The sequence below is a fragment of the Streptomyces sparsus genome (genome assembly GCF_054776295.1).
On sequence record NZ_BAAHCA010000230.1, the window covers coordinates 1 to 6,092 of the forward strand.

The following is a 6,092-nucleotide window of genomic DNA, read 5'->3' on the forward strand; positions in this document are numbered from 1 at the left end:
GTGCGGCAGCCGGGCGGCCCGCCGTCGCGGCCCACCGCTGACGTCGCCCGGCCGGTACCCTGGGCGTGGGAGTGGCACGAGGCAACCCGCCAACTCCCGGGCACGTCCCACCAGGTGCAACCGAACGAGGGAGACGCGGCGATGACCACCGACACCGAGAACGTTCCGGACACCGAGCGGACGGCCCGCCTGGCCAGGTTCGGCAAGCTGCCGGAGCGCATCCCCCCGGAGGACACCTTCCCCGGAGTCACCGTCACCGAGCCGGACCCGGCACGGGACGCCTACGACTCGGACGAGTGGCTGATCAGGTACTGCGCGTGACCCTGCCACTCCCCTGACGACGCCTCGACGACGCCCCACCGGCCTGGCCGGTGGGGCGTCGTCCGCTGCGGGCCCGGCCTGGTACCGCCCCCGAGCGCTCGGATCACGTGAGGCTGCTCATCACGTGTTTGACGCGGGTGTAGTCCTGGAGGCTGTAGGTCGACAGGTCGCTGCCGTAACCGGAGTGCCGGTACCCACCGTGCGGCATCTCCGCGGCCAGGGCCAGGTGGGTGTTGATCCAGACGCAGCCGAAATCGAGGGTGCGGGCCAGGCGCATGGCCCGGCCGTGGTCCCGGGTCCACACACCGGCGGCGAGGCCGTAGGCCGTGTCGTTGGCGAGTCGGACGGCTTCGTCCTCGTCGGTGAAGCGCTGCACCGTGAGCACGGGGCCGAACACCTCCCGCCGCACGATCTCGTCACCCTGCTCGACGCCGGTGACGACGGTCGGGGCGTAGAAGTACCCCGGCCTGTCGAGCTGCCGGCCGCCGGTGCGCACGGTGGCGTGGGCGGGGAGCCTGGACACGTAGCCGCTGACCCGGTCCAGCTGCTCCCGGCTGTTGAGCGGTCCGTGGAAGGCGTCCGGGTCGTCGGGAGGGCCGGTGCGCGTGGTTCGGGCCCGTTCCACCAGCGCCTCCACCAGGGCGTCGTGGATCCCCGGGCCGGCCAGGACACGGGTCGCGGCGACGCAGTCCTGACCGGCGTTGAAGTAGGCGGCCTCGGCGACGGCCGTGGCGGTCGCCTCCACGTCGGCGTCGTCGAACACCAGGACGGGCGCCTTGCCGCCGAGTTCGAGGTGGACGCGCCGCACGTCGCGGGCGGCGGTGGCGGCGACGTCAGCGCCGGTGGAGACGCTGCCGGTCACGGCGACCATGTCCCAGCCGGGGTGGCGGACGAGGTCCCGACCGGTGTCCCGGTCTCCGCAGACGACGTTCAGCACTCCCGGCGGCAGGAACTCCGCGGCGATCTCGGCGAGCAGCACCGTGCTGCGGGGTGTGGTCGCGGCCGGCTTCAGCACCACGCTGTTGCCTGCCGCGAGTGCCGGCGCGCACTTCCACACGGCCATCATCAGGGGGTAGTTCCACGGCGTGATCTGCGCCACCACGCCGACCGGCTCGCGTCGCAGCATCGAGGTGTGCCCGGCGAGGTACTCCCCCGCGGACCGGCCCTCCAGGGAGCGCGCCGCTCCGGCGAAGAAGCGCACCTGGTCGATGGACTGCACCAGTTCCTCGTCCCGGGTGGCCCGTACCGGCTTGCCGGTGTCGGCGCACTCGGCGGCCACGAGCTCGTCCGCGCGTGCCTCCATGACGTCGGCGATCCGCAACAGGGCGCGCTGCCGGTCACCCGGGGTGGTGCCGCGCCAATGCGGGAACGCCTCCCGGGCGGCGTGCAGCGCACGTTCCACGTCGTCCGCGGCGGACAGTGCCGCGGTGCCGGAGGGGCGTGCCGTGCAGGGGTCGACCAGGTCCAGAGTGCGCCCGTCGGCGGCGGGGGCGTGGGCACCGGCGATGAAGTTGCGCACGGTCGTTGCGGGCATGGATTCCTGGCCTCCTGCATGGTTCGTGGTGGTTCGGGCTCGAGCGGGGCGAGCAAGTCGATCGGGCGGGGCGGTGACGTCCCGGGCCGGGACCCTCAGCCGGCGGTGGGGTCCTGGCGGCGTGGTGGAGGCGGCGCCGTCGCCAGGGCGGAGGATTCAGGTCGCCAGCCGGGCCGCCGGAGCAGGTAGCCGACCCGTTCCCCGACGGTGCGGGCGGAGGCCAGGTCTCGCCCCAGGGCGCGCCACTCGAAAGTGGCGATGCGCAGCGGGTTGTAGGAGTTCACGTTCTTGGTGAGGCCGTAGGTGATGCGGTCGTGTTCGGGTTCGAAGGTGCCGAACAGGCGGTCCCAGACGATCAGGATCCCGCCGTAGTTGCGGTCCAGGTAAGGGGCGTGGTTGGCGTGGTGCACGCGGTGGTGGGAGGGCGTGCAGAAGACCCACTCGACAGGGGCCGGGAGCTTGCCGATCTTCTCCGTGTGCAGGACGAGTTGGTAGACCAGGCCCACGGTCTGGACGACGAGCATCATCCACGGCGGGAAGCCGAGCAGCGGCTGCGCGGCGATGAACGGGATGCCGGTCATCGGGACCCAGGAGTTGCGTACGGCCACGGTGAAGTTGAAGCGCTCACTGGAGTGGTGGACCATGTGGACCGCCCACAGCACCCGGATCTCGTGGTGCGAGCGGTGGAAGAGGTAGTAGGTGAGGTCGTCGAGCAGGAACAGCAGCACCCACATGCGCCAGTCGCCGGGGTCCACGCGCAGCGGGCTGGCGTAGTAGAGGGCGAGCACGAGGGCGACGTTGGTGCCCTGCCAGAAGAAGTTGACGACCTGGTTGCCCATCGCGAGGCCGAGACTGCTGGCGGTGTCGCGCAGGTCGTAGCCGGTGTCGCGGTCGGAGGGCAGCAGTCGGTGGGCGAGCAGCTCGACGCCGACCAGGACCGCGAAGAGCAGCGCCGTCAGGGCAAGCGTGTTCCAGTTCATGGGGGGACTCCCGTCGGTTGCCGGTCGGGCGACGAGCCGTCAGGCGATGACCCGCAACGCGGGTTCGGGCCGTGCGGCGTTGGACTTCCGCAGGTCACGGGTGACGTTGACGCGTTTGAGCCAGCGGTCGGTGCCGTCGTAGCGGGCGTGGAAGGGACGGCGCCCGTGCACGACGCGGTAGTTGTCGATGAAGACGATGTCGCCGGGGCGCAGCGTGACGTCGGTCAGTCCGCTCTCGATGGCGTAGGCCATGCGGTCGAGGGTGCGGCGGGCCTCGGTGTCACCGGGGGCCGTGTCCATGTAGGCCGGGTCGATCTGGAGGAACGGAGCACGGGGGGAGCCGAACAGCACCGGGACCGCCTCCGGCGCCGTGTTCATGTCCTCCACCCGGTCGAACTGCGCCCCACCGGCGTCCGCCGACGGGTTGTGGGAGCGCAGATGGGAGTTGTCGGGCCTGATGTAGAAGCGGGGGGCGAAGGCGCAGCGCAGTTCGTCGTCGGTGAGCACGCCGCTGTCGAACCCGCCGACCGTGGTGGCGACGCCGTCGGGGTTGCGCAGGCACATCAGGCCGACGTAGTCGGCCCGGTGGGGGTGGAACGCCTCCTCCGTGTGCCACATCAGCGGAGCGTGGCTGCCGGAGCCGAGTTGTTCCTGTTCGTGGCCGGCGACGGGTACGACGTCGTGGATGAGCCGACCGTCCTGCTGGGTGCCCCAGCCGAAGACGTCACCCAGCAGGGCGCTGTACAGGACCAGGATCGTCTCCAGTCGCTGCACGGACGTGCTGCTGGGGCCGGCCTTGCTCCAGTGGGCGGGTGTGGGGCCCAGCTCGGCGTCCTGCACGGTGTGCCGGCCGATGACGAGGGTGGCGGCGCGGTCGCTCGCGTGCAGGTCCATCAGTGCCTCCCGCACGGTGCGGGGCAGTTCGTGGGCGAGGACGCGTGCCCGCCGCAGCAGTTCGGGGTCGTCCGCCGAGGGGTGGCGGCGGGTGATCTCGGTGGCCAGGCCGTGGACGGCTGCCAGGTCGTCGTCGCAGAGGTCGAGGGTGGTGAGCATGGCTGGGCGGGTCTCCTCGTGGGGCTCGGCTGGGATGCGCCCGTCCAGCCGCGGCCGGAAGGGGCGGGCGGGTCCCGGTCCGGTGGCCGGTGGCCCGCGTCGGTGATCAGGCCAGGTCGGCCACGGCATCGAGCAGGCGGTCGACGTCCTCGGCGGTCGTGTAGCAGGACAGTCCGGCCCGTACCGCGCCGGTGTCCTGGAGTGCGAGCGCGTGCATCAGCTCGTGGGCGTAGAAGGTGCCACTCCAGACGGCGACACGCTGTGCGGCCAGATGGCGGGCCACGTCGTCCGGGTGGTGACCCGTGACGGTGAAGCACACCGTGGGGGTGCGGTCGTGGAGGTCGCGCGGGCCGTGCACGGTGACGTGGGGCATGCCGTCCAGGCCGAGCAGGAGCGGAGCGAAGCGTTCCTTCTCGCGGGCGGCCTCCGCGTCCAGGTCGAGTTCGAGCAGGAACTCGGCTGCGGCGGCCACACCGGCCACCGCCTCGAAGGAAGGTGTGCCGGTCTGCCAGCGGCCGGGCGAGCGCGGGTCGGCGGGGCGGACGCGGGCCGGTTCCAGGGCGTCGAGCAGGGCCGGGTCGGCACACAGCACGGCCTGGTGCGGCCCGTACCACTTGTAGGCGGAGGACACCAGTGCGTCGGCGCCCAGCGCGCGCATGTCGACACGGCGGTGCGGGGTGAGGTGGACGGCGTCGACGAGTACGCGCGCGCCCGCGGCGTGTGCGGCGGCGGAGATCGCCGGTACGTCGGGAATGCTGCCCAGGGCGTTGGAGGCGCCGGTGACGGCCACCCATCGGGTGCGCGGGGAGATCAGCGCCGCGACATCGGCGGCGGACAGCCTGCCGGTCGTGGCGTCGACGGGCGCGAGGCGCACCTTCGCGCCGGCGGCCCGAGCAGCGAGCAGCCAGGGGGCCACGTTGGCGTCGTGGTCGAGCCGGGTGCAGACGATCTCGTCGCCGGGTTCCAGCGAGGCGGCCACGGCCTGGGTGAAGTCGATCAGCAGGGAAGTGGTGTTGGTGCCGAAGACGACCCCGTCGGGGTCCGCTCCCAGTAGCCTGCCGACGGCCGCCCGGCCGGTGTCGAGCAGCGCGTCGGTGGCCCGGGAGGCGGCGAAGACGCCCTGGTCGTTGGCGTTGTCGCCCTCGGACAGGTAGCGGACCATCGCTTCGACAGCGGTGTCGACGACCTGGGTGCCGGCTGCGCCGTCCAGCCGGGCCCAGTCGCCGCGCAGGCCGGGGAAGCGGTCGCGCGGGGCGGGGCCCGCGGTGTGAGGGAAGGGCGTGGTGCCGGTCATGCGAGGGCTCCTTCGGTGTCCTGGCGGTGGCCCGGCCGGGGCGGTGGTGCGCACGCCGGTGGCGGGCTCGTGTACAGCGGGCCGCAGCGCACGCCCAGCCGCTCCACCGCGAGGGCGCAGGCGGCGGTGACGGTGCCGGCGAGCGGTTCACCGCGGAAGGTGTCGGTGAGTGGGCGGAACCGGAGCCGGTCCCCCACCGCGGAGCGTTCCGTGGCGACGGTGGCGTCCGGTGACTCGCCGGGCCGGGCGGCGCGCAGGGGGCCGGCATCGCCGTGCCGGAGGGCCAGTACGGCGCCGGGAGCGGCGGGGGCGTCCAGGCCGATCTTCGCCTCGCTGAAGGGTGCCACTTCGAGTGCGTCCATCACCTGGCGTTCCAGTTCGGCGGGGCGGGCGTCGAAGTGCTCGCCCTCCCGCAGCATGCGGGCGACGAAGTTGAGCATCAGGTCAGGGCGGGTGCGGTCGATGTTCAGTCCGCTGCCCATGCGGGCGTTGACCTCCGTCGGGAGGAAGCCGTCGGGGCCGAGCACACCGTCGAGGGTGAACGCCCCCCGGTAGCCGTACAGGTCGCGCAGGGCGCGGCCCACCGAGCGGGCCGTGGCGCGGATGCTGTCGTGGGCCGGTTGCGGACACGTCCAGTGGGTGGAGGTGCCGGCGAAGACGAAGGCGCCACCGGGCCGCCGCAGCGTCAGCAGTTCCAGGGGGCGCAGGACGACGACGTCGCCGGGTAGGACGAGGCCGTGCACACTGCACGGCAGCCCCTCCAGGTAGGGCATGACGCGTACTCGGTGGCAGCGGCCGGTGAACTCGGTGGCGAGCGGGCCCGGGTCCGCCCCGGGGGCCAGCCAGCGGGTGCCTCGGGCCCCGGTGTGCAGCCCGTCGCGGGCGTCGGCGGCCAGTACCGTCCCGGCGC

At 72.9% G+C, this 6,092-nt stretch carries 6 protein-coding genes; 1 reads left to right on the forward strand and 5 read right to left on the reverse strand.

Features of this window, described 5'->3' with window-relative positions; all coding sequences use genetic code 11:
- The coding region (locus ACYVE9_RS12920; RefSeq protein ID WP_461027956.1) for a hypothetical protein at positions 1–321 on the forward strand (321 nt) is incomplete at its 5' end.
- A 103-nt stretch (positions 322–424) separates the two neighbouring features.
- On the opposite strand, the gene ACYVE9_RS12925 is transcribed toward ACYVE9_RS12920, so the two are convergent.
- The 5 genes from ACYVE9_RS12925 to ACYVE9_RS12945 all read right to left on the reverse strand — a co-directional run.
- Positions 425–1,855 carry an aminobutyraldehyde dehydrogenase gene (locus ACYVE9_RS12925; RefSeq protein WP_461027957.1) on the reverse strand — a complete coding sequence of 477 codons (1,431 nt, stop codon included), beginning with the start codon at positions 1,853–1,855 and terminating at the stop codon, positions 425–427.
- A gap of 95 nt (positions 1,856–1,950) precedes the next feature.
- A complete protein-coding gene (locus ACYVE9_RS12930; RefSeq protein WP_461027958.1) occupies positions 1,951–2,835 on the reverse strand; it encodes a sterol desaturase family protein in 885 nt (294 codons plus the stop codon).
- Positions 2,836–2,874: 39 nt separating this feature from the next.
- A complete protein-coding gene (gene gntD, locus ACYVE9_RS12935; protein ID WP_461027959.1) occupies positions 2,875–3,888 on the reverse strand; it encodes a guanitoxin biosynthesis L-enduracididine beta-hydroxylase GntD in 1,014 nt (337 codons plus the stop codon).
- 106 nt (positions 3,889–3,994) lie between these two features.
- Positions 3,995–5,182 (reverse strand): cysteine desulfurase-like protein, encoded by a 1,188-nt coding sequence (locus ACYVE9_RS12940; RefSeq protein WP_461027960.1) that lies wholly within the window; start codon positions 5,180–5,182, stop codon positions 3,995–3,997.
- Positions 5,179–6,092: hypothetical protein (locus ACYVE9_RS12945; RefSeq protein WP_461027961.1), on the reverse strand; the 914-nt coding region annotated here is incomplete at its 5' end. The genes ACYVE9_RS12945 and ACYVE9_RS12940, both read right to left, overlap by 4 nt.